General features: G+C 64.7%; 20 protein-coding genes and 1 pseudogene. 4 read left to right on the forward strand and 17 right to left on the reverse strand.

Features of this window, described 5'->3' with window-relative positions; genetic code table 11:
• Nucleotides 1-210 precede the first annotated feature (210 nt).
• The gene (locus LB535_RS23320; RefSeq protein WP_224633875.1) at nucleotides 211-1,260 is read left to right on the forward strand and encodes a D-alanine:D-lactate ligase-like protein; all 1,050 of its coding nucleotides are present in this window, start codon (nucleotides 211-213) and stop codon (nucleotides 1,258-1,260) included.
• Between the two features lie 281 nt (nucleotides 1,261-1,541).
• Here the strand turns inward: LB535_RS23320 and LB535_RS23325 are convergent, their stop codons facing one another.
• From LB535_RS23325 to LB535_RS23365, 9 genes are all read right to left on the reverse strand, one after another.
• Nucleotides 1,542-1,829, reverse strand: a complete 288-nt coding sequence (locus LB535_RS23325; protein ID WP_224633876.1) for a DUF1330 domain-containing protein — start codon at nucleotides 1,827-1,829, stop codon at nucleotides 1,542-1,544.
• A gap of 41 nt (nucleotides 1,830-1,870) precedes the next feature.
• A complete protein-coding gene (gene pyrF, locus LB535_RS23330; protein ID WP_224633919.1) occupies nucleotides 1,871-2,554 on the reverse strand; it encodes an orotidine-5'-phosphate decarboxylase in 684 nt (227 codons plus the stop codon).
• Between the two features lie 23 nt (nucleotides 2,555-2,577).
• Entirely contained in the window at nucleotides 2,578-3,174 is a 597-nt protein-coding gene (locus tag LB535_RS23335; protein ID WP_224548876.1) for an NADPH-dependent FMN reductase, read from the reverse strand.
• A gap of 92 nt (nucleotides 3,175-3,266) precedes the next feature.
• Nucleotides 3,267-3,869 carry a phospholipid N-methyltransferase PmtA gene (gene pmtA / locus LB535_RS23340; protein WP_224548874.1) on the reverse strand — a complete coding sequence of 201 codons (603 nt, stop codon included), beginning with the start codon at nucleotides 3,867-3,869 and terminating at the stop codon, nucleotides 3,267-3,269.
• 146 nt (nucleotides 3,870-4,015) lie between these two features.
• Nucleotides 4,016-5,143, reverse strand: a complete 1,128-nt coding sequence (gene dnaJ, locus LB535_RS23345) for a molecular chaperone DnaJ (RefSeq protein WP_095769451.1) — start codon at nucleotides 5,141-5,143, stop codon at nucleotides 4,016-4,018.
• A gap of 201 nt (nucleotides 5,144-5,344) precedes the next feature.
• Nucleotides 5,345-7,261 (reverse strand): molecular chaperone DnaK, encoded by a 1,917-nt coding sequence (gene dnaK / locus LB535_RS23350; protein ID WP_140845306.1) that lies wholly within the window; start codon nucleotides 7,259-7,261, stop codon nucleotides 5,345-5,347.
• 521 nt (nucleotides 7,262-7,782) lie between these two features.
• Complete coding sequence (locus LB535_RS23355; protein WP_224633877.1) at nucleotides 7,783-8,751, reverse strand: substrate-binding domain-containing protein; 969 nt, start codon at nucleotides 8,749-8,751, stop codon at nucleotides 7,783-7,785.
• An 18-nt stretch (nucleotides 8,752-8,769) separates the two neighbouring features.
• The gene (locus LB535_RS23360) at nucleotides 8,770-10,065 is read right to left on the reverse strand and encodes an ABC transporter permease (protein WP_224633878.1); all 1,296 of its coding nucleotides are present in this window, start codon (nucleotides 10,063-10,065) and stop codon (nucleotides 8,770-8,772) included.
• On the reverse strand, nucleotides 10,062-11,657 hold the full coding sequence (locus tag LB535_RS23365) for a sugar ABC transporter ATP-binding protein (RefSeq protein WP_224633879.1): 1,596 nt from the start codon (nucleotides 11,655-11,657) through the stop codon (nucleotides 10,062-10,064). Before LB535_RS23365 ends, LB535_RS23360 begins: the two co-directional genes overlap by 4 nt.
• A 218-nt stretch (nucleotides 11,658-11,875) precedes the next feature.
• Between LB535_RS23365 and LB535_RS23370 the strand changes: the two genes are divergently transcribed.
• Nucleotides 11,876-12,895, forward strand: coding sequence for a LacI family DNA-binding transcriptional regulator (locus LB535_RS23370; RefSeq protein WP_095769456.1), 1,020 nt, complete (start codon nucleotides 11,876-11,878; stop codon nucleotides 12,893-12,895).
• On the opposite strand, the gene LB535_RS23375 is transcribed toward LB535_RS23370, so the two are convergent.
• The 6 genes and pseudogenes from LB535_RS23375 to LB535_RS23395 all read right to left on the reverse strand — a co-directional run bounded on the left by LB535_RS23375 (nucleotide 12,885) and on the right by LB535_RS23395 (nucleotide 18,044).
• Nucleotides 12,885-13,439 (reverse strand): inositol monophosphatase family protein, encoded by a 555-nt coding sequence (locus LB535_RS23375; RefSeq protein WP_411969602.1) that lies wholly within the window; start codon nucleotides 13,437-13,439, stop codon nucleotides 12,885-12,887. The two genes, LB535_RS23370 and LB535_RS23375, sit on opposite strands and share 11 nt — an antisense overlap.
• A 70-nt stretch (nucleotides 13,440-13,509) precedes the next feature.
• Nucleotides 13,510-13,683 (reverse strand): annotated as a pseudogene (locus tag LB535_RS29115) (inositol monophosphatase family protein); the annotation flags it as partial.
• Nucleotides 13,684-13,750: 67 nt separating this feature from the next.
• Nucleotides 13,751-14,749: an LLM class flavin-dependent oxidoreductase gene (locus LB535_RS23380; RefSeq protein ID WP_224633880.1), complete on the reverse strand. Its 999-nt coding sequence runs from the start codon at nucleotides 14,747-14,749 to the stop codon at nucleotides 13,751-13,753.
• A gap of 3 nt (nucleotides 14,750-14,752) precedes the next feature.
• Nucleotides 14,753-15,574, reverse strand: coding sequence for an arylamine N-acetyltransferase family protein (locus LB535_RS23385; RefSeq protein WP_224633881.1), 822 nt, complete (start codon nucleotides 15,572-15,574; stop codon nucleotides 14,753-14,755).
• Nucleotides 15,575-15,721: 147 nt separating this feature from the next.
• On the reverse strand, nucleotides 15,722-16,888 hold the full coding sequence (locus LB535_RS23390) for an AI-2E family transporter (RefSeq protein ID WP_224633882.1): 1,167 nt from the start codon (nucleotides 16,886-16,888) through the stop codon (nucleotides 15,722-15,724).
• 94 nt (nucleotides 16,889-16,982) lie between these two features.
• Nucleotides 16,983-18,044, reverse strand: a complete 1,062-nt coding sequence (locus tag LB535_RS23395) for an LLM class flavin-dependent oxidoreductase (protein WP_224633883.1) — start codon at nucleotides 18,042-18,044, stop codon at nucleotides 16,983-16,985.
• Nucleotides 18,045-18,272: 228 nt separating this feature from the next.
• Between LB535_RS23395 and LB535_RS23400 the strand changes: the two genes are divergently transcribed.
• A complete protein-coding gene (locus tag LB535_RS23400; protein WP_224609058.1) occupies nucleotides 18,273-18,701 on the forward strand; it encodes a DUF6481 family protein in 429 nt (142 codons plus the stop codon).
• Between the two features lie 70 nt (nucleotides 18,702-18,771).
• Here the strand turns inward: LB535_RS23400 and sugE are convergent, their stop codons facing one another.
• Together sugE and LB535_RS28895 are read right to left on the reverse strand one after the other, a co-directional pair.
• Nucleotides 18,772-19,086 carry a quaternary ammonium compound efflux SMR transporter SugE gene (sugE, locus tag LB535_RS23405; protein WP_095769469.1) on the reverse strand — a complete coding sequence of 105 codons (315 nt, stop codon included), beginning with the start codon at nucleotides 19,084-19,086 and terminating at the stop codon, nucleotides 18,772-18,774.
• Between the two features lie 186 nt (nucleotides 19,087-19,272).
• Nucleotides 19,273-19,398 carry a hypothetical protein gene (locus tag LB535_RS28895; protein WP_095769470.1) on the reverse strand — a complete coding sequence of 42 codons (126 nt, stop codon included), beginning with the start codon at nucleotides 19,396-19,398 and terminating at the stop codon, nucleotides 19,273-19,275.
• A 198-nt stretch (nucleotides 19,399-19,596) separates the two neighbouring features.
• Between LB535_RS28895 and LB535_RS23410 the strand changes: the two genes are divergently transcribed.
• The gene (locus tag LB535_RS23410; protein ID WP_095769471.1) at nucleotides 19,597-20,556 is read left to right on the forward strand and encodes a cation diffusion facilitator family transporter; all 960 of its coding nucleotides are present in this window, start codon (nucleotides 19,597-19,599) and stop codon (nucleotides 20,554-20,556) included.
• Nucleotides 20,557-20,586: the final 30 nt, after the last annotated feature.

Here is a 20,586-nt window from a genome sequence, read left to right on the forward strand (position 1 = left end):
GATCGTGATGGGGGTTTCGGCTAATCTCCAAGGCCGCTCCCTAAGGCAAACATAGCCCGCGGTCGAATCCGTGCTGGGGTATTGGGAGCATCAAGACAAGAGATGCGGCGGCCGGCTTACTGTCGCGCAATCGCCTCGGTTCGGTCGGTTTCCCGCAAGCCGGCCACTTCGGGCATGCGATGGTACGCGCCTGATCTCCCGGAGCTTTCGATGCCGCAGCCGACCTTGATCCTTGTCTACGAACCGGAAAAACCCTGTTTTGACCGGCTGGTCGCCCAGGGCTATCCAGCGGAGCGCGCCATCGAGATCTCGTCCTATCTGGCGCAGTCGACCGACCTTGCGCCGGAATTCAACCAGCTTGCCGAGGCTTGCGAAAGGCGCGGCCTCGCCTTCAGGCCTGTCGAACTCGACAACGCGGCGCCGGTTCTGGCGGGGGCCGATCCGGCAACGACGCTGGTCTGGACGCTTACTGACGGTATCGCCTACTTCCGTGGCGGCGCAGCACCGGCGCTGGCGCGGCTAAAGGGGCTGCGCACCGTCGGCGCCGACGATTCGCTGTTCGCGCTCTGCCAGCACAAGCTGCGTTCCGGCGCCGTGCTCGGCGCGCTCGGCCTGCCGGCGCCGCAGGCCGGCCTGGCGCGCAACGGCGAATGGCTGGTCGAGCCGCCGGCCTCGCCCAAGGGCTGGTTCGTGAAACCCAACCGGCTCGGCGCCAAGATCGGCATCTGGCCGGATTCGCGCACCGCCGATCTCGGCCATGCGCTGGAGCTTAGCCGGCGTATTTTTTCGCATTACCGCGACGATGTCGTCGTCCAGCCCTATGTCGCTGGCCGCAACGTGCGGGCGAGCTTTCTTGGGCTCAGACGGGAAACCGGCATGGAAGCGCTCGGCATCGTTTTCGTCGATTCCGGCGGCGATTTCCAGACCATGGCCGATTCGATGGCGCTCTATGGCGGGACCGGCCAGGCGGCGAAGGATGCCGGCACCTATGCCGAGCCGGAGCTCGAGGCCGTGGGCGCGAGTCAGCCGGAGGCGGACCGAAAAATCCGCGCCATCGCGCAGAAACTGATAAGCGGTCTCGGCCTGAAAGATGTCTTTTCCGTCGATTTCAGGGTCGAGGCCGACGACACCGTCCATCTCATCGAGTTCGAAGTCTGCCCCGGCCTGCCTTGCTTCGATTTCCGCGACTATTGCCGCAAGCAGTGGGGCCTGAGCCTCGCTGACGCCATGGCGGAGACGGCTGGCAACAGATTGACGTGACTTTCGTCATTGGCCGAGATCCAACAACTTCGTCATTCCAGGGCGGAGCAAGGAGCGAAGCGACGCGTGCAGACCCTGGAATCCATGCCGTTACCTTGGCCACGGAGTGCAGCGGAGCAGAATTCTGGATCGTAGCGGCGCCTCGAAGTCACGGAATGGATCCTCGGGTCTGCGCGCGTCGCTTCGCTCCTTGCTCCGCCCGTGGATGACGACAGCTGGGCGTTTTCGGCATCTCCAATGTAAGCCGCGCAGCAACAGCCGATCTGCCTGCTTCGCCGAACCTAGACGCCCTCGACCAGCACGATCTCGCCATCGGCCACTTTCTGGCGGATGGCGGCGGCGCGCTGGTATTCCGGCGAGTGGTAGCAGTCATGCGCCACGGCCAGCGATTCGAACTCGATGATGACGTTGCGGGCGCGCCCCGGCCCCTCGGCCATTTCGTGCTCGCCGCCGCGCGCCAGGAACTTCGCGCCGAAGCGGTCGAAGGCGAGCTTCGCGGCGGCGACATAGTCCTTGTAGCCTTCGGCGTCGCGCACATCGACACGGGCGATCCAATATCCCTTCGGCATTCTTTTTCTCCTGTTTGTTTTTCGCGAAAGAGGGCCGGTCCTCAGGCGGATTGCATTTCGGCGAGGATCGCCTCGGCCGCAGCGCGGCGGTCCGGCGCGGCGACGATCGGCCGGCCGACGACAAGGTGACTGGAGCCGTTGCGGATCGCCTGCGCCGGCGTCACAACGCGTTTCTGGTCGCCATGGGCGCTGCCGGCCGGCCGGATGCCCGGCGTCACCACCGCCAGGTCGGGTCCGACGATCCGGCGCACCGCCTCGGCCTCCTCAGCCGAGCAGACGATGCCGCCCATGCCGGCATGCAGCGCCTGTTCGGAGCGCCTGAGCACCAGCGTGTGCGGGTCGTATTCATAGCCGGCGTCGATCACGTCCTGCTCGTCCATCGAGGTCAGCACCGTCACGCCAAGCAGGCAGAGCTCGCTGCCCCTGGCCGCCTCGACAGCCGCTCTCATGGTTTTTGGATAGGCATGCAGCGTCAGCATCGTCATGCCCATCTTGACGATGTTCTCGATGCCCTTGGCGACCGTGTTGTCGATATCGAGCAGCTTCATGTCGAGAAACACCTTCGTGCCGCCGCTGGCGAGCTCCCGCGCGAAGTCCAATCCGCCGGCGAAGGCGAGCTGGTAGCCGATCTTGTAGAAGGAAACGGCGCCTTCGAGCTCGCGCACCGCCTTCTCGGCCTCTTTCAGCGTCGGCAGGTCCAGCCCAACGATCAGCCTGTCCCGCATAGTGTCGGCCTCCGCGAAATTGATCACGCCTCGATCCGGGTGGACAGCATGCGCGAGGTTTCGATCAGTGTACGGCATAGGCGCTCCATCGATTGCTGTAGTCTGGCGTCCCTGAATTGTCCGTCCTCGGCGAAGGCTTCGCCGGCCTCGGAGACGGAGCATTCGGGCGTGATCACCTCCATCTGGCAGCGCACCAGCACCGCGCGCAGATGGTTGATGCAACGTATGCCGGCGAACTTGCCCCCGGAGGACGAACAGAGCCCGACCGGCTTGCCGGCAAGCGGCCTGAACGTATGGCTGCCCTCGCGCCGTACCCGGCTCACCCAGTCGATCGAGTTCTTGAGCAATGGCGGGATCGAGCCGTTATATTCGGGCGTCGCGATCAGCAGCCCGTCATGCGCGGCGATCTGCCGGCCGAGCTTGATGGCGTTTTCGGGGATGCCTTTTTCCTTTTCCAGGTCCTCATCCATGATCGGCAGCGGATAGTCGCCTAGCGAGATGCGCGTCACCTCCGCGCCCTGCATGGCGAGTTCCTTCTGCGCCACGTCGGCGGTCCGGCCGCTGAAGGCGCCGGTCCGGACCGAGCCGGCGAAGACGAGGATTCTTGGGATCACTGGCATTGCTTCGCAAAAGGCAGTGGGGAATAGGCATTAGGAGTGGGGAATAGGCATTAGGAGAGTGGTTTCCTGACTATTCCCTACTGCCTACTGCCTTATCCCTCCCTTCGGTAGATCCACAGCTGCGTCGGCGGGATGTTGCGGAAGATGAAATCGAAATGCTCGACCGTGTAGTCGCCGCGCCCGGCTGGGATCGGCGACAGCGGGCCATAGGTCAGCTGCACGATCGGCCGTCCGGCCGGAATGCGGTCGAGCAGGCTTTCGATATAGGCGATGCGCTGGGCGACCGGGAAATTGAGCAGCGGCACGCCGGAGACGACCGAGTCGAACACCATGTCGCGCTTGTCGCCGAGCGTGGCATTGAGATTGAAGGCGTCGCCCTCGATCACGTTGACGCCGGGATAGAGCCCGCGCAGATGGCGCACGAAGTCGGTCGAATATTCGACCGCGTAGAGGTTTTCGGGCTTCACGCCCTGGGCCAGGATGGCGCGGGTGATGACGCCGGTGCCGGGCCCGACCTCGAGCACCGGCAGGCCCGATCCCGGGTTGACGATCGACGCCATCTTGCGGGCGGTGACGGAACTGGTGGGAACGATCGAGCCGACCGTTTTCGGCTTGTCGATCCAGCCTTTGAAGAACTTCAGCTCGTCGTCGAATTTTTCGGCCAGCGCTTTGCGCAACCCGGGACTACGTGCCATCACGAGCTCTCCTCAATGCTCAGCCTCCCGCTCCGCTACTTAGCAGGTGGGTGGGACAAGGCAAGGCGTCAAGCTGGCATAAGGTGTTGATGACGCTTGGGCACCGGATCGCCCCCGACGCCGTGCGAAATGCGCGCCTGCGGCAATCAGTTTTCGCCGAACGACTCGAAGAAGTCCTTCATGCGCGCGAAAAAGCCGCTCGACTGGGGCGAGTTGTCCTTCGAGGAGATCTGCTCGAACTCTTCCAGCAGTTCGCGCTGGCGGCGCGTCAGGTTCTGCGGCGTCTCGACCGCCGTCTGGATGTAGAGGTCGCCGACATTGGGCTGGCGCAGCACCGGCATGCCCTTGCCCTTCAAGCGGAACTGGCGGCCGTTCTGCGTGCCTTCCGTCACCTTGACCTTGGTCTGGGTGCCATCGAGCGTGGTGACCTCGAAGGAGCCGCCAAGGGCTGCCGTCGTCATCGAGATCGGCACCTTGCAATAGAGATCGGCGCCGTCACGCTGGAAGAATTCGTGCGGCTTGACCGCCAGGAAGATGTAGAGGTCGCCGGGCGGTCCGCCGCGCAGGCCGGCCTCGCCCTCATTGGCCAGCCGGATGCGGGTGCCGTCCTCGATGCCGGCCGGGATGTTGACCGACAGCGAGCGTTCCTCGGTGACGCGGCCCTGGCCGGCGCATTTCGGGCAGGGGTCCTTGATCGTCTGGCCGCGACCCTGGCATTGCGGGCAGGTGCGCTCGATCGAGAAGAAGCCTTGCGTGGCGCGCACCTTGCCGTGGCCGTGGCACATCGAGCAGGTCACCGGCTGCGTGCCGGGCTTGGCGCCGCTGCCGGAGCATTCCGAGCAGGAGATCGAGGCCGGCACGCGGATCTGCGCCGTCTTGCCGGAAAAGGCTTCTTCCAGCGTGATTTCCATGTTGTAGCGCAGGTCGGCGCCGCGCTCGCGGCCGCCCGACGAACGGCGTTGGCGGCCGCCCATCATGTCGCCGAAAATATCCTCGAAGATGTCGGCGAAGCCGCCGGCGCCGAAACCGTGCGCGGCGCCGTTCATGCCGCCCTCGAAGGCGGCGTGGCCGAAACGGTCATAGGCGGCGCGCTTCTGCGGGTCCTTCAGCGTCTCGTAGGCTTCGTTGATCTCCTTGAACTTGTGCTCGCAGGCGTGGTCGCCGGGGTTGCGGTCGGGATGGAACTGCATGGCGAGCTTGCGGAAAGCGCTCTTGAGTTCCTTGTCGTCGGCGCCTTTTTGCACGCCCAGCGTTTCGTAGAAATCAGCTTTCATTTTTTCCCGCTGTCCGGATGCTCAATGTCTTCAAGCATTGTTGGCGACGTTTGCCGGCACGTTCTTGGATTTAGGAGCGATGTTTCCCGGATGCTAGTACTAAGCCGGGCCGCTCCGGGCTTTTCTGTCACTTTTTCGACTGGGGTTGCAAAAAAGCCCGGCCTTCCGCCGGGCTTTTCGCATGATCCGCCGTCGGCCGGCTCAGGCCGACTTCTTCTTCTCGTCGTCTTCGTCGATTTCCTCGAAGTCGGCATCGACCACGTCCGAATCCTTGGCCGCGTCCGCCTTGGCGTCGGCTTCGGCCGCTTCCTTCTGCGAGGCCTCGTACATGGCCTGGCCGAGCTTCATCGATACTTCGGCGAGCGACTGCGACTTGGCCTCGATGTCGGCCGGGTCGTCGCCTTCGGCTGCGGTCTTCAGCGCGGCGATCGCATCCGAGATTGCGGTGCGGTCAGCCTCCGAGACCTTGTCGCCATAGTCCTTCAGCGACTTCTCGGACGAATGCACCAGCGCTTCGGCCTGATTGCGGGCCTCGACGAGGGCTCGGCGCTTCTTGTCCGCGTCGGCATTGGCCTCGGCGTCCTTCACCATCTTCTCGATGTCGGCGTCGGACAGACCGCCCGAAGCCTGGATGCGGATCTGGTGCTCCTTGCCGGTGCCCTTGTCCTTGGCCGAGACATTGACGATGCCGTTGGCGTCGATGTCGAACGTTACCTCGATCTGCGGCACGCCGCGCGGGGCCGGCGGAATGCCGACGAGGTCGAACTGACCGAGCATCTTGTTGTCGGCCGCCATCTCGCGCTCGCCCTGGAAGACGCGGATCGTCACCGCCGACTGCGAATCCTCGGCGGTCGAGAAAGTCTGGCTCTTCTTGGTCGGGATCGTGGTGTTGCGCTCGATCAGCCTGGTGAACACGCCACCCAGCGTCTCGATGCCCAGCGACAGCGGCGTCACGTCGAGCAGCAGCACGTCCTTGACGTCGCCCTGCAGCACGCCGGCCTGGATGGCGGCGCCAAGCGCCACTACCTCATCCGGGTTGACGCCCTTGTGCGGCTCCTTGCCGAAGAACTGCTTCACGATCTCCTGGATCTTGGGCATGCGGGTCATGCCGCCGACCAGGACCACCTCGTCGATCTCGCCCGCCTTCAGGCCGGCATCCTTGAGCGCCGCCTTGCAGGGATCGATGGTGCGCTGCACGAGATCCTCGACCAGGCTTTCGAACTTCGCCCGGGTGAGCTTCATCGTCAGGTGCTTCGGGCCGCTGGCATCGGCGGTGATGAAGGGCAGGTTGATCTCGGTCTGCGTCGTCGACGACAGCTCGATCTTGGCCTTTTCCGCGGCCTCCTTGAGCCGCTGCAGCGCGAGCTTGTCGGCCTTGAGGTCGATGCCCTGTTCCTTCTTGAACTCGGCCGCCAGATACTCGACGAGGCGCATGTCGAAGTCCTCGCCGCCGAGGAAGGTGTCGCCATTGGTCGACTTCACCTCGAAGACGCCGTCGCCGATTTCAAGCACGGAAATATCGAAGGTGCCGCCGCCAAGGTCATAGACGGCGATGGTCTTGCCGTCCTTCTTCTCCAGGCCATAGGCAAGTGCGGCGGCCGTCGGCTCGTTGATGATGCGCAGCACCTCGAGGCCGGCGATCCTGCCGGCGTCCTTGGTCGCCTGGCGCTGGGCGTCGTTGAAATAGGCCGGAACGGTGATGACCGCCTTCTCGACCTTCTCGCCGAGATAGGCTTCCGCCGTCTCCTTCATCTTCTGCAGGATCATGGCCGAGATCTGGCTGGGCGACTGCTTCTTGCCGCCGGCCTCGACCCAGGCGTCGCCATTGTCGCCCTTGACGATCTTGTAGGGGACGAGCTTCTTGTCCTTCTCCGTCACAGGGTCGTCATAGCGGCGGCCGATCAGGCGCTTGACCGCGAAGATGGTGTTTTCCGGATTGGTGACCGCCTGGCGCTTGGCAGGCTGGCCGACGAGACGTTCGCCGTCGCTCGAAATGGCGACGATGGAAGGCGTCGTGCGCGCGCCTTCAGCATTCTCGATCACCTTGGGGTCCTTGCCATCCATGATGGCGATACACGAGTTGGTGGTGCCGAGATCGATACCGATAACTTTTGCCATTGTTCTAATCTCTCCTCTAAGCAGGCTCTCTGGACCCTTCAAAAGGCGTTCCGACGAAAGCCCCTGTTCACAAGAAATCCCGTCATGGTCCCCGCTTTTTAGGGCTGGACGGCTGGCGCGTATATAAGAACAGGCGACACAAGGCGCAAGCATCCTGCGTAAGCTGTCCATCGTCTCGGCAGCGAGCCGGAAGACACCCGCCGCGCTCTGCGCCTGAGCCAGTCTGAGGTCGATCTATCTCACTGTCCCAGCTTGGTTTTTTTGAAACGGCGCCGCTTAGGGCACACAGATCTGCCGACCGCGAAGGTCAGGACTTGCTGTTTCGGGCGTGACTTTCGGTCGCGAAAGAGCGGAAAACCAGCATTGCGGCGACGCTTCGCGCATCCGGCGGCAAGCTGTGGGGAGCGCCTGGCGCTCGGGCAAAGCCCTGCCGGGCGCGTGGCCCGGCAGGGGTTGCGGACTTCAAGCAATTCCACGAAAAGCCGCAGCGGTTTTCCGTTCGGAATTGCGTCAAACAGAATCTAGAGCCCGTTGTCCTTCAGGATCTTGGCAGCGTTGTCCTTGGTGATCTTTTCCGTCGGCAGGGTGATGGTCTTCTCGACCTTCTCCCCTTTCAGGAACTTGATCGCCTGGCGCAGGCCCTCGGCGCCCGGCGTGACATAGGTGAAGGTCGCGGTCAGCTCGCCCTTGTTCACCATCTGCACGCCTTCATTGGGCAGGCCGTCGATGCCGATGAACTTGATGTCCTTCTCGCGCCCGACATCCTTGGCCGCGAGATAGGCGCCATAGGCCATCGGATCATTGTGGCCGTAGACGAGATCGATCTTCTCGTTGGTCTTCAGCGCGTTGGCCATGATGTTATAGGCCTGGTCCTGCTTCCAGTCGCCCGACTGCTGGTCGAGCAGGTACTTGATGCCCGGCTCCTTGTCGGTGAATTCATGGAAGCCGTCATGGCGGTCATGCGCCGGCTGCGTGCCCATGCCGCCCCAGATCTCGACGACGTTGCCGGCCGCCTTGCCCTTGCCGCCCAGGAGCTCGACGGCATATTCGCCAGCCGCCCGGCCAATCAGCTTGTTGTCGCCGCCGACGAACTGCGTGTAGTCCTTGGTTTCGACATTGCGGTCGAGCACGAAGACCGGGATCTTGGCGTCGATCGCCTGCTGCACCACGCCGGTCAGGCCGGCCGATTCCTTCGGCGAGACCAGCAGCGCGTCGACCTCCTGGCGGATCAGGTTCTCGACGTCGGCGACCTGCTTTTCGGTCTTGTCCTCGCCGTCGGTGATGATCAGCTCGACCTCCGGGTGCTTGGCGGCTTCCGCGATGATGTCCTTGTTGAACTGGGCGCGCCAGGGTTCGATGGTCGTCACCTGCGAGAAGCCGATCTTCCACTTCTTGTCCTGGGCAAAGGCATGGTTGCCGGAAAAGAGCCCGGTGGTCGTCACAAGCGCCGCCGCGAAGGTGGCGAGCTTCAGCATTTCACGTCGTTTCATGGTCCTGTTTCCTCCGGATTATAGAGACGAGGTCTCCTGTGACGGCCGCTTGGCTGCGGCCGTTTCCTTTTGCGCCGTCCGTCCGCCGGGCAGGCGCAGATAGCTGAGAAGATCGCCGGCGTTGCGCTCCTGCACGAGCACGGTGCCGATGATGATCGCCCCCTTCAGAACCAGCTGAAGGTTCGAATTGATGTTGTGCAGCTGCAAGATGTTTGACAGCAGGCCGAAGATCAGCACGCCACAGAAGGTGCCGACTAGGCTGCCGCGCCCGCCCATCAGGCTGGTGCCGCCGATGACCACGGCGGCGATGGCGTCGAGCTCCAGCCCGGCGCCGGCATCGGGCTTGCCTTGGCGGTATTGCGCCACGTAGAGCACCGCCGCGATGCCGGCGAGCAGGCCCGACACCGCATAGGTGGCTATCTTGACGCGCCCGGCGGCGATGCCGGAAAGCCGCGCCGCCTCCTCATTGCCGCCGATGGCGTAGACATAGCGGCCGAACGGCGTGAAGCGCAGCACCGCGCCGTAGATCACGACCGCGCCGAGGAAGAACAGGCCCGGCATCGGCACGATGCCGAACACCAGCGAGCGCAGGATCTCGAAATCGGCGGTGGCGTTCGAGCCGGTATAGACCGGCAGCACCGCGTTGTTCTGGCCGGCGGTGAGCCTGGCGATGCCGAGCGCCGTCACCATCATCGCAAGTGTCACGATGAAGGGCTGCAGCCGGCCGGCGACGATAATGAAGCCGTTGATGGTGCCGAACAGAAGGCCGACGCAAGGCGCCACCAGCAGCACGCCGAGCACGCCGAACTTGGTCTCGACCTGCGGCAGCAGGTACCACAGCGAAAGGCAGCACAGGATCACGCCGACGACGCCCGGAATGACCAGCCCGCGCGCCTTGTCCAGCCGCGCGTCGCGCCCGGCTTCCGCCCCGGCGCGGGATTTCTCGATGTTGAGCAAAATGAAGCGGGTGGCCAGCACGCCGAGGCAAAGCGCCGCCAGCGCGGTCGTCGGCACGCCGAGCGCCGCCGACGGCGTGACGCCCGGCACGGTGAGCAGCATGGCGCAGACGACCGAGCAGATCGCCATCAGCGAGCCGACGGAAAGATCGATGCCGCCGGTCAGGATCACCGCCGTCATGCCGGTGGCGATGAGGCCGGTGGTCGACACCTGGCGCAGCACGTCGAGCAGATTGCCGTAGGACAGGAAGATGTTGTTGCCCTTGGAGCTGATCGGCGAGCCGAACACGCCGATCAGGAAGATGGCGATCAGCCCCCAGTACAGCTTGGTGCGGGAAACAAGGCTGATAAGGTTCATGCGGCTGGTCTCGCTGCCCGTCTTGGTGTGGCAAGTCTTGGCGCGGCAAGCCGCATGATCGCCTCCTCGCTGGCCTCGGCGCGGGACAGGATCCCGCGCTGGCGGCCCTCGGCCATGACCAGGATGCGGTCGGCCAGATGCAGAAGCTCGGGCAGTTCGGAGCTGATCACGGCAATCGCCAGCCCGTCGCCGGCCAGCTTGAAGACGAGGTCGTAGATTTCGCGCTTGGCGCCGACATCGATGCCGCGCGTCGGCTCGTCGAGCAGAAGCACGCGCGGCCGGGTCGCCAGCCACTTGCCGATCACCACCTTCTGCTGGTTGCCGCCGGACAGCGTGCCGGCGGCCTGCTCGATGCTTTCGCAGCGTATGCCGAGCGCGCCGACCGCGTCGCGTGCCAGGCCGCGCTCGCCGGAGCGCGAGCGCAGGCCGAAGCGCGCCAGCGCGCCGACCAGAGGCAGCGCGACATTGTCGGTGATCGAGGCTTGGAGATGCAGGCCTTGCGTCTTGCGGTCCTCGGTCACCAAAGCAATGCCGAGCCGGCGGGCCTCGCGCGGCGAGCCGATCTCGACCGGCACGCCGTCGAGCCGAATCTCGCCGCCGGTGCGGCCGTCGCTGGAGCCGAAGATCGCCTCCAGGATCTCGGTGCGGCCGGAACCCAGCAGCCCGCCGATGCCGAGGATCTCGCCGGCCGCGAGGTCGAAGCTGACGCCGTCGATCATCGTGCGCCAGCCATGCCGTTCGGGCTTCGACAGCGACAGGTCCCTGACCGAGAGCACCGCTTCGCCGCCAGGGGCGCGCTCATGATCGGAGGAAGCGAGAAGGTCGCGCCCGACCATGGCCGTGATGATGGCGTCTTCGTCCAGCTTTGCCATGTCCCGCGTCAGCACGTGGCGTCCGTCGCGCAGCACCGTCACCCGGCTGGCCAGATGCATGACCTCGTCGATGCGATGCGAGATGTAGACGATCGCAACGCCGCTTGCCGCGAGCTGGCCGATGATGCGGAATAGTCTCTGGCACTCGGCCGGCGACAGCGCCGAGGTCGGCTCGTCCATGATCAGGATGCGCGCCGACTTCGACAGCGCCTTGGCGATTTCCACCAGTTGCTGCTCGCCAACCCTGAGCGTGCCGACACGTGCCTCGGGATCGAGCTCGATGCCGAGACGCTGCAGCAACGCGCTGGCAGTGCGGCTGCTCGCCTTGCGGTCGACGACCAGCCCGGCGATCAGCTTTTCGCGGCCGAGGAAGATGTTGTCGGCGACGCTGAGCTCGGGGACGAGGTTGAGCTCCTGGTGGATGATGGCGATGCCGGCGTCCTCGGCGTCGCGGACGCCGGTGAAGCGGACTGCCTGACCGTCGATCGCCACGGCGCCTTCGTAGTCGGTATAGACGCCCGACAGGATCTTCATCAGCGTCGACTTGCCGGCGCCGTTCTCGCCCATCAGCGCGTGCACCTCGCCGGGCCTGAGGTCCAGGCTCACATCGGACAGCGCGGCGATGCCGCCGAACCGCTTGGAAATGCCGGTCGCGCTGAGGACGACGGTTGGACCGTCGGCGGCCGCATTGCCAGTCGTGGTGGAATCAACGCGCTGCATGGCAAAGGACGGCCTCCCTCCGTCGTCTTCGATTGTTTGAACGCTAATCTAAACGTTTCGAATGTGTCAAGCGCATATCTGGTTGCTGAGGATTGATGCATTTCAATTCTTGCGAAAAAAGCCGGGTTTGCGTAGGTTTGGCCAAATAGGGGCGGTTAAACGTTTCGAAAATGACGGTGTCAGGGCGGAAAAAACAGCGGAAATCCACGGCACCGACCATGCTGCATGTGGCTGAGGCGGCGCGTGTGTCCGTGGCCACCGTGTCGGCAGTGCTCAACGGCACCGCCACCGTCAGTCCGGAGCTTACCCAGCGCATCGAGCAGGCGATCCGCGACATCGGCTACAAGCGCAACGCCATTGCCCGCAGCCTCAAGATGGGCACCACGCGGACCATCGGCCTGACCGTGCCGCATATCACCAATCCGTTCTTCACCGATGTCGTTTCGGTCATCCAGCAGGCGTTCGACCGCGCCGGCTATGCCGTCATGCTGTGCTGCACGGACGAGGACCTGAACACGCAGGACGACCAGATCCGGCTGCTGCTCGACCGCATGGTCGACGGGCTGATCGTGGCGCGCGTCGGCGACGGCGGCATTCTGAAGGGCATCGTCGGGGACGCCAACGTGCCGGTGGTGCTGCTCGACCGCCTCTGCGAAGGCGTCGACACCGATGCGGTGGTCCTGGACAACCAGCGCGCGGTGTTCGACGCCGTCACCTATCTGATCCATCTCGGCCATCGCCGCATCGGCTATATCACCGGCGCCTCCGACATATCCCCCATGCATGACCGCATGATCGGCTACCGCGAGGCGCTGCAGGCCGCCGGCCTGCCCGTGGCGGAGGAGCTCATACGCTCCGGCAATTTCCACGAGATCGACGGCTATAACGCCACAATGCAGCTGCTTTCGCTGCACGACCGGCCAAGCGCGATCTTCTCGGCCAACAATCCGATGGTGATCGGCACCATGAAGGCGATCCGCGACATCGGTCTCAGCTGCCCCGAAGACATTTCGGTCGCCTGTTTCGATGATTTTCCCTGGTCGGACGTGTTCGTGCCGCAGCTGACCACCGTGGCGCAGCCGGTGCAGGCGATCGGCGAGCAGGCGGCGAACCTCCTGCTTGACCGGCTTGCCGGCAACAGGGAGGCGCCGCCGCGCAAGCTCGTACTGAAGGGCCGGCTGATGATCCGCAATTCCTGCCGGCCGCTGGGCGCGCTCGCGCAGAGCGTCAGCGCGTAAATCCGAAGGAGCTCTCGCCTAGCAGCTGCAGCCTCGGAAAGATGCCCCGGCCGCCGGCGACCACACGGGTGCCTTTGCCGATCACCGTCTTGGGGTCCGCTTTCAGCACCGTGCCGCCGGCCTCCTCGACCAGCAGCATGCCGGCCAGGCAATCCCAGGCGTTCATGTGCTCCTCGAGATAGCCGAGCAGCCGGCCGGCCGCCGCATAGGCAAGCATGAGCGCTCCGGAAGCATTGCGGTAGAAGACGCCGCCCTCGCCCATGATCAGGCCGATGAGAATGACGACATTCGTGGTCGAGGCGCGGTTGGAGAGCCCGGTGCCGACGGCGCCGTCGGAAAGCGACGCCGCATTGCTGGCCTTGATCGGCTTACCGTTAAGGAAGGCGCCGCCGCCGCGGCGGGCGTAGAACGTTTCGTCGGTCGAGGCTTCGTGGATAACGCCGAGGATTGTCTCGCCATCCCTGGCGCAGGCGATCACCACGCACCAGGCGGGAATGCCGCGCACGAAATTGGCGGTGCCGTCGATCGGGTCGATCACCCACATGACCGGTTGTTCCGGTCACCGCCGCGTGCTCCTCGCCGACGATGCCGTCTTGCGGATAGGCCTCGGCGATCGCGGCGCGGATGAACAGCTCGACCTCGCGGTCGGCCTCGGAAACCAAGTCCTGGTGGCCCTTGCTCTCGACGGCCAGGTTGTCGAGGTCGCGAAAATATTTCAGCCCCAGCTCGCCGGCGCGCCGCGCCAGGTCGATGGCAAAATGCATGCGGTCGTCGAGATCATGGGTCATGTGCAGGCTCGCGCGTTGGCGGGGAGCCTGCCCTTAACAGATGGGTATGTCAGAAGCCATGGCGCCGTCAGGCCGCCTTCGACATCGATTTGTGCACGTCAGCGAGGATCTCGAAGGAGCGCACGCGCGCCGCATGGTCGAAGCACTGCGCCGTCACCATCAATTCATCGGCGCCGGTGCGGCTTATGAAGGTGTCGATGCCTTGGCGCACCGTCTCCGGCGAGCCGACGACGGCGCAGGACAGCGCCTGGGCAAGCATGGTTTTCGCCGCAGGATCGAGGTCGCGGTCGTAATTCTCGACCGGCGGCGGCAATTGGCCGGGCCGGCCGCTGCGCAGATTGACGAAGGCCTGCTGCAGCGAGCTGAACAGAAGCTTCGCCTCGGCGTCCGACGGCGCGGCGAAGACATTGAGGCCGAGCATGACATAAGGCTTGTCGAGTTGCGCCGATGGCTGGAAGCGCGTGCGATAGACCTCCAGCGCATGATCGAGCTCGGCCGGGGCGAAATGCGAGGCGAAGGCGTAAGGCAGGCCGAGAAGGGCTGCGAGCTGCGCGCCATAGAGGCTGGAGCCGAGGATCCAGACCGGCACGCTCTGGCCCTCGCCGGGCACGGCGCGGATGCGCTGGCCTTCCTCGGCCGGCTGGAAATAGCCCATCAGCTCGACGACGTCCTGCGGGAAATTGTCGGCGCTTTCGAGATTCCGCCGCAGCGCCCGCGCGGTCAGCATGTCGGTGCCCGGCGCGCGGCCGAGGCCGAGATCGATGCGGCCGGGGAAAAGTGCGGCCAGCGTGCCGAACTGCTCGGCGATCACCAGCGGCGCATGGTTGGGCAGCATGATGCCGCCGGCGCCGACGCGGATCGACTTCGTCCCGCCGGCGACATGCGCGATCACGACGGACGTCGCCGCGCTCGCAATGCCCGGCATGTTGTGGTGCTCGGCCAGCCAGTAGCGCCGGTAGCCCAGCCGCTCGGCATGGCGGGCAAGGTCGAGCGAATTGGCAAGCGACTGCGAGGCGGTGCTGCCTTGCGTGATCGGCGACAGGTCGAGAACCGAAAGGGCCGTCATTGGTCAGGTCTCCACGATGCGTTTTTCCCGCAGTCTCGCCTCGAAGGCGGCGCGGTCGGGAATGACGATGGCGAGCTGGCTCTCCAGCACGCCGGCGAGCTCAGCGGCCGTCGCGATCTCGCGCTGCTCGCTGCGGCCGCCGGCATGATGTGTCGACAGCCGGTTGTTGCGCAGCGCATAGCGCCGGTCGGGCAAGGCGAGCGCGGCCACCAGCGTGGTCAGGAAATGCGAGCTCGGATGGGTCGACAGGAAATGGCTGCCGACCAGGTAGTCGACCTCATGGGCCTGGCTCATGTCGAAGCGGTAGAGCGTGCGCCAATCGCCGCCAATGCCTGCTTGCAGGCGAAGATCGTCGCCGGTCTCGACAATGCGGAAGGCCTCGTGCGGTGTCTGCTGCACCAGCCCGGGCTCAAGCAGCAGCGGCGCCGTCAGCGTCAGGCCGCCGAAGCCGACATCGGCAATGTAGGTGCGGCCGCCGAGCTCGACGCGCAGCAGCATATGGCTGCGCGCGGTGACGGCATCATCAGGCTGGCCCCACAACACGCGCGCCGCCAGCCCGCTGGTCGTGAAGCCGAGCGCCTTCAGCGCATGCATGAAGATGAGATTGTGCTCGAAGCAATAGCCGCCGCGGCCCTGGCCAAGAATCTTGTCCTGCAGCGAGGCGATGTCGAGCCCGACGGAAACGCCCATCAAGGCGTCGATGTTCTCGAACGGGATCGCCTGCGGGTGAGTTGCGTGCAGCGCCTGCAGCGTGGCGAGCGAAACGTCGGTCGGCCCGTCATAGCCGATGCGGGCGAAATAGCCATCGAGATCGAAGTCGCTCATTCAGGGGCAGGTCCGGCTTGACCGGCCCGATATAGGCACTGCCCGCCAACGCTGCAAATAACGGCCACGCTTTGCGATTGGGCCACATGCCAATGCATGTCGCCCGGAAGTGCGGAGCGGTTCTCGGACTTTTCAGCGCGACGTGCTTCAGGCCGGTTTGTGATTGTTTTCGGCCGGCTCTTCCTCGATGGCCATGGACTGCTGCGCCGCCAGGAAGTTGCCGACATGGCTCAGGCCCTCGAAATGGTCGCAGAAGACCTTGATGACGACCAGCAACGGCACCGCCATCAGCGCGCCGACGAAGCCCCACAGCCAGGACCAGAAGGCGATGGCGATGAAGATCGCCACCGCATTGATCTCGAGGCGCCGCCCGACCACCGTCGGCGTCACGAACTGGCCTTCGATGATGTCGCACAGCACCACGAAGGCCGGCGCCAAGAGCGCATAGGCGATCGTGTCGAAGCTGATCAGCGCGATGACGGCGACAATCACGACCGTCATCAGCGCGCCGACATAGGGCAAGAAATTCAGCAATGCCGCCATCGCCCCCCAGACGAGCGGGTTGGGCATGCCGAGCCCCCACAAGCCCAGCCCGATCACCGTCCCGAGACTTACATTGATGATGGAGACCGTGAGCAGATAGTGCGAAATCTCGCGCTCAACGTCATAGACGATGCGCAGCGCCCGCTTCTTCTGCGTCATGCTGGCGAAGGATTGGACGATCTTCTCGTAGAACAGCGTGCCGGAGGCGAGCAGGAACAGCGACAGCACGAAGACGATGGTGATCGCCGTGCCTGCTTCCAGGATGTTGCTGGCCGCCGTGGACAGGATGCCGGAAGGTGCTACCGCGACCTGCTGAAGGCCGGGTTCCTGAGACGTCTCCGTCAGCGCCTCCAACTGATGTGCGAGGTCCATCATTCTTTCGAGCGGCCGCTTGAACGGCGCCAGCCGCTCGGTGAGCTGCTGGCCGATCGAATAGCTGTTGTTGATGAGGTCGATGACCGGACCGCTGAGCAGATAGCCTGCGGCGGCGAAGACGAAGATCGAAAGCAGCACCAGCAGCGTCGCCGAGACAACCTCAGGGATGCCGTGCTTGCGCAGCAAACGCACGATGGGCGTCAGCGTCAGCGCCAGCAGGAAGGCGAGTATCACCGGCATGAAGAAGGCGCGCGCGAAGTACAGCGCCGCCGCCGTCATCAGAATGAAGATCCCGATCACCAGCGACCGCATCAGGCGGATATCGGCGCGCGCACCGGCGCGCGCGTCATGGCTTTCGGCAGCGCTCGCGTCCGAAGCGATCGGCTCGGTTTTCATCCGTTCCCTCAGGAGCACCGCAACCGGTGCAATCGCCGGGAAAACGTGCCCGCCACGCCAAGGTTCCCCTAGCAGGTCCTTGGGCGGCCGCTGTTCAGGCTACCGGCGCCGCGACGGTGGGCGCGGTTTTGACCGCCTCCTTGCGCACGATCGGCGCCACCTTGGTACCGTAAAGCTCGATTGCCTTCATGATCTTGGCGTGCGGCATGGTGCCGATTGCCATCTGCAGCAGGAAGCGGTCGTTGCCGAAGATCTTGTGCTGGGCGACGATCTTTTCCGCCACGGCCTCAGGATTACCGACGAAGAGGGCCCCACTGGGACCCCGCGCGTGATCGAAATGCGCGCGCGAGGTCGGGCCCCAGCCGCGCTCGCGGCCGATGCGGTTCATCACCTCGGCCTGCGGTCCGTAGAAATCGTCGGCCGCCTGTTCGGTCGTCTCGGCGATGAAGCCGTGCACGTTGATGCTCGTGGCGAGCCTGGCCGGATCGTTGCCGCCGCGCCGCGCCGCCTCGCGATATATATCGAACAACGGCGCGAAACGCGCCGGCTCGCCGCCGATGATGGCCAGCGCCAGCGGCAGGCCGAGCACGCCGGCGCGCGCGGCGGATTGCGGCGTGCCGCCGATGGCGATCCAGACCGGCAGCTTTTCCTGCAATGGACGCGGATAGACGCCGCGGCCGTTGATCGGCGCGCGCAGCTTGCCCTGCCACGTCACTGTCACCTGGTCACGGATAGCGAGCAACAGGTCGAGCTTCTCGGCGAACAGCTCGTCATAGTCCTCGAGATTGTAGCCGAACAGCGGGAAGGATTCGATGAAGGAGCCGCGCCCGGCCATGATCTCGGCGCGGCCGCCGGACAGAAGATCGAGCGTCGCGAATTGCTGGAAGACGCGCACCGGGTCGTCGGAGGAAAGCACCGTGACCGCGCTGGTCAGGCGGATGCGCTTCGTGCGCTCGGCCGCCGCGGCCAGCGCCACCACCGGCGCCGAGGCGGCATAATCTGGACGGTGATGCTCGCCCAGGCCGAACACGTCGAGGCCGACCTGGTCGGCCAGCTCGATTTCCTCGACGAGGTTGCGCAGCCGCTCATGCGGGCCGATCGCGCCGGGGCCCGGCTCCGGGCTGACATCGGCGAAAGTGTAGAGACCGAGTTCCATCTGGTTGCGTCCTCAATGTTCATGTCGGCATTTGTTGTCGGCGCTAGAGGTAACCATCCGCCGTTCTGCCCGCCAGACGCGCGATCTGTGAACAGTGCATCGCGCTGCCGGGCCGTATCCCTGCGGCAACAAGCCCGGATTTTTCATGGCTGCCATACCGTTTTGGCGCTTGAACTTAGCGCTTTCACGCGTATGTAAGCGTCGCGAATAGACTGCAGGGAAGTACACTTGGCTATCTACAGGGAAAAAGACATTTTCGAGCGGCGCAATGCCGCGAACGAGGCAAAGAAGGCGCTGCTCGAGCGCTTCAAGGCAAAACCGGCGGCGGATGATCCGACAGTGCTGGCTCGCCAGGCCGAACGCAAGGCTATCCTTGAGGCCCGCGCCATCCGCGAGGCGGAAAAGGCAAGGCTGAAGCAGGAAAAGCTGGCGCGCGAAGCGGCCGAGAAGGCCGAGCGCGAGGCGATTGCCGAAGCGGCGCGTCTTGCCGCGGAAGCGGCGGCGGCCGAAGAGGCCAAGCGCCGCGAGGCCGAGGAATCCGAGCGCATCGCTCTCGAGCTTGCCGATGAGGCCGCGCGCAAGGCCAAGCGTGACGCACGCTACGCCGCCCGCAAGTCTCGCGTCGGCCGCACGCCTCCGGGCTTCTCCGCCCGCTAGAGCAATTCCAGGAAAATGGTTCAGGGTCGCCGAAAGCGGCCCTGAACGCGTTTGTGCTACGTATACCGAGCTAGGCGACCAGTTTCAGTCCGACGATGCCGCAGACGATCAGGCCGATACAGGCAAGCCGGACGATCGTCGCCGGCTCGCCGAGCAGCCAGATGCCGAGCAGCGCCGTGCCGACGGTGCCGATGCCGGTCCACACCGCATAGGCCGTGCCGACAGGCAGCGTCTTCAGCGCCAGCCCGAGCAGGCCGAGGCTTACGATCATCGAGGCGATGGTGAGAAGGGTCGGCAGCGGCTTGGAGAAGCCGGCGGTATATTTGAGGCCGATGGCCCAGCCGATCTCGAACAGGCCGGCGAAGAAAAGAAAAATCCAGGACATCGAAGACACTCCGTCATTCCAGCATCGCCTGAGATGCTTGGCGGCGGGTCGTCCCGGCCGGTTTTTGGGAAGCGAGGTCGTCCTCGCCCTTTGATATGGGGTGGCCTCGATCAACAAAACACCGGCAGCATTGTCATGCCGCCGGTTCAAAGTCAGCACTGAGCCGGATCGACCGAATTCGGCCGCTTACTTTTCCTTGATACGCAACGCCTTGACCGGCGGCGCCTTCGGAGCCGGGGCCGCGGCGGGCTTCTTGGCGTCCTTCTTCGGCTTGCGGGCTTCCTTGCCCGCCTTCATCGCACCTTTAGCCATGATTCGCTCCTCCGATTGTGGACGTGCGAGTGAAACAAGAGAAATGCCCGGCTGCAAGAGGCTGTGCCGCTTTGCGAAGCCGGTCGACCGGCTGTCAACCGATTTCCGGGCACAGCGCGGTTCGAAACCTCGCAGGGGCTGGTGCATTGTCTGTGAGGCGGGCCGCTAGGCTCGGGCGCGGGGCAGCTCGGAGATTGGATGGCAGGACATAGCGGGTCGAGACGGGTGATCTACGCCGCGCTCGCCGGCAATTTGGCGATCGCGGCGACCAAATTCGCGGCGGCGGCCCTCACCGGTTCGTCCGCCATGCTGTCGGAAGGCGTGCATTCGCTGGTCGACACCGGCAACGGCGCGCTGCTCCTCCACGGCATGCGCCGCGCCGCCCGGCCGCCCGACCGCACCCATCCGCTCGGCCACGGACGCGAGCTCTATTTCTGGAGCTTTATCGTGGCGCTTCTGGTGTTCGCGCTCGGCGCCGGCGTCTCATTCTATGAAGGCGTCATCCACATCATGGCGCCCGAGCCGTTCGTCGACGCCAAGGTCAACTACATCGTGCTTGCCCTTTCCTTCGTCTTCGAAGGCAGCTCATGGCTGTTAGCGCTGAAGGAGTTCCGGCAGCAGAAGGGCAAGCAGGGCTGGCTGCAGGCCGTGCAATCGAGCAAGGATCCCAGCGTCTATACGGTACTGTTCGAGGACAGCGCCGCGCTGCTCGGGCTGGCAGTCGCTTTCGCCGGCATCCTGTCGGCCCAGCTTCTGGAAATCCCCGAGCTCGACGGCCTCGGCTCGATCGGCATCGCCATCATCCTCGGCGCGACCGCCATCTTCCTGGCGCGCGAGAGCAAAGGGCTGCTGCTGGGCGAACCTGCCTCATCCGAAGTGCAGAAGAAGGTGCTGGCGATCGTCCAGGACGATCCGGCGGTGCAGCGCGCGAACGGAATCCTGAGCGTCCATATCGGGCCGGAGGAAATCGTCGCGGGCTTGAGCATCGAATTCGAGGATCATCTCAGCGCGCCCGATATCGAGGCCTGCGTCGAGCGCCTGGAAGCCAGGCTCAAGAAGGAAATGCCGCAAATATCGAGGCTCTTCGTCAAGCCGCAGGCAACTGGCACATGGGAGCGGCGGCGCAAGGCCATGGCCGAGGCCTCGGAGGAGGGATAGATTTTGACAGCGCGAACTTGTCAGGAGGAA

This window comes from Mesorhizobium sp. CA10, assembly GCF_020165285.1.
Classification (GTDB): domain Bacteria; phylum Pseudomonadota; class Alphaproteobacteria; order Rhizobiales; family Rhizobiaceae; genus Mesorhizobium.